Annotated in this window: 1 protein-coding gene; it reads right to left on the bottom strand. The window is 67.0% G+C overall.

Annotated elements, in window-relative coordinates:
- Nucleotides 1-2,756: type I polyketide synthase (locus tag ABZ319_RS40310; protein ID WP_354991864.1), on the bottom strand; the 2,756-nt coding region annotated here is incomplete at both ends.

The raw sequence follows: 2,756 nt of genomic DNA, 5'->3' as shown, positions 1-2,756 counted from the left end.
TGTACGACGTCGAGGACTCGGGTGGCGACTGCCCGTGCTCGTTCGGGTACCGCACCGCCGGTTCCGTCGACTTCCAGGACCACCGGCCCCGACACCGTCACCTCATCGCCCACGTCCTCCCACGACACCGGTGTCGTCGCGGTGGCGGCACCCGCCGTCTTCACCGGGGTCCACACCACGTCGAAGAGCCGGTCCCGACTCGCCGCCGCGGCCCACCCCGCCAGCTGCTGAGCCGATACCGGGCGTGCGGTCAGCGAACGCACGGACAACACCGGCGCCCCGGTGCGATCGGCCACTTCCACCGACACCGACCCGGGTGTCGTGCCGCGGCGCAACCGCACCCGTGCCGCGGCCGCGCCGATCGTGTGCAGTGCGATGCCTTCCCACAGGAACGGCAGCCACACCTGCTCTTCCGCGGTGTCGTTCTCGTCGTCCAGGAGTACTACGCCCAGTGCGTGTAGTGCCGAGTCCAGCAGTGCCGGATGGATTCCGAACCCGTCGACCTGCACGTCGTCCGGCAGGGCGATCTCGGCGAAGACCTCGTCCGCGCGCCGCCAGGCCGCTCGCAACCCGCGGAAAGCGGGCCCGTACTCATAGCCCCGGGTCGCCAACCGCCCGTACACGTCGCCCAGATCGACTTCTTCCGCCCCCGTGGGAGGCCACACGGTCGAATCCTGCACACCTGTGACGGTCCCCGCGGCCAGCTCGCCGCGTGCATGCAACACCCACGTCTCGCCTACGCCCGCATGGCACGAATAGATCGAGAACTCGCGCCGCCCCGATGTGCCTGCCGCGTCGACGAGTACCTGTAGCCGGGTATCGCCGTCCGGCAAGACCAAAGGGGCCATGAGCGCCAGTTCCTGTACCACCCCGCACCCGACTTCGTCGCCGGCGCGTATCGCGAGTTCGACGAAGCCGGCGCCGGGGAAGACGCTGATTCCGCCGGCGCCGTGATCGCTGAGCCAGGGGTGGGTGTTCACGGAGAGGCGGCCGGTGAGTGTCAGCCCGCCGGTTTCGGGTCGTTCGATCACCGCTCCGAGTAGGGCGTGGTCGGCTCCGGTCAGTCCGCACCCGGTCACATCGGCGCTGCCGGTACCGGAGCCTGGCTCCAACCAGAACCGTCGCCGCTGAAATGCGTAGGTGGGCAGATCGATTCGTTTGGTCGCGTGTCCGTCGAAGATCCGCTGCCAGTGCACGTCGACGCCCGCCACGAATGCTTCGGCGGCCGAGGTGAGGAAGCGATGCAGGCCGCCATCGTCCCGGCGCAGTGTTCCGGAGACGGTCGCGGTCGATCCCGCGGTGTCGAAAATCTGTGTCACACCGGTGATCAGGACCGGATGCGGGCTGACTTCGATGAAGAATTCACACCCGTTTGCCAGGGCTACCTCGACGGCATCCTGGAAAAGAACCGTTTGGCGCAGGTTCCGGAACCAGTACTCCGCGTTGCATTCCTGAGTGTCCAGACCGTCTCCGGTCACGGAGGAGAAGAATTCCACGCCCGCCGACACGGCGTCGATGGCACCCAGTCCGTCGAGAAATTCCTCGCGTGCGCCGTCTGCCAGGCGTGAATGCCCGGCGCCATTGGCGATCCAGCGCGCGCGGACTTCGCCGGTATCGCACCGGGAAACCAACTGCGCCAATGATTCTCGGTCTCCGGTCACGACCGTCGATATCGGTCCGTTCACCGCGGCAAGCTCGAGGTCCGGCCAGTGCGTGAGCATTTCACGCACCGTGTCCACTCCGGCCTGTATCCATACCATCGCGCCCTGGCCTTCGAAACGGGCCATCAGTCCACTGCGCAGAGCCACGATTCGCGCCGCGTCGGTCAGAGTGAGCGCTCCGGCGGCGTAGCCGGCGGCGATTTCCCCCTGGGAGTGTCCGATCACCGCGTCGGGTCGTACACCCACCGCGGCCCACAGTTTGACCAATCCCGCCATGACCGCGAACATCAACGGCTGCACGACATCGACCCGGGTCAGATCGAGATTCTCCTGCGAACCTTTCAGTGCCGCCGCGAGCGACCACCCCAGCAGGGGCGCGAATGCCGCCGAGCACTTCGTGATCTCCGCTGCGAATTCGGGTGAGGTGTCGTAGAGTTCGCGGCCCATGCCCACCCATTGCGAGCCTTGGCCGGGGAACAGGAACACCGTCTTACCCGCACCGGCGACCTTTCCGCGGACCACATCCGGGCCCGGTTCCCCTGACGCGAGGATTCCCAGACCGGCTTGTGATGTCCCGCGGTCCCCGCCCAGCACGACCGCGCGATGTTCGAACACCGTTCTGCCCGCTAGCGCGGACCCGATGTCGATCGCATTCGGGTCGGCGTGGTCCTGTACGAAATCGGTCAACCTGCCCGCCTGTGCTGCCAGCGCACCCGCCGACCGGCCCGAGAGCACCCACGGAACAACTTCCCAACCCCAGGCCCTCGGCTCGTCACCCACAACCACATCGGCGCCACTCGACTCGAGGCCCGGTGCCTGCTCGACGATTACGTGCGCGTTCGTCCCGCTGACCCCGAACGAGGACACCCCAGCACGCCGCGGACGTCCCTGCGTTTCCCACAATCGCGCCTCGGTTAGAAGCTCGACATCACCTGCGGCCCAGTCGATAACGTCGCTGGGGCGATCAACGTGCAAGGTCGGCGGTAGCACCCCGTGCTGGATCGCCATGATTGTTTTGATGACGCCGGCGATGCCGGCGGCTGCTTGGGTGTGTCCGAGGTTGGATTTGATGGTGCCGAGCCAGAGTGGGTGGTT

This window comes from Nocardia sp. NPDC005978 (genome assembly GCF_040614455.1).
GTDB lineage: Bacteria > Actinomycetota > Actinomycetes > Mycobacteriales > Mycobacteriaceae > Nocardia.
The sequence above is the reverse complement of the archived record's forward strand: the minus strand, read 5'-3'. Positions and strand labels throughout refer to the sequence as shown.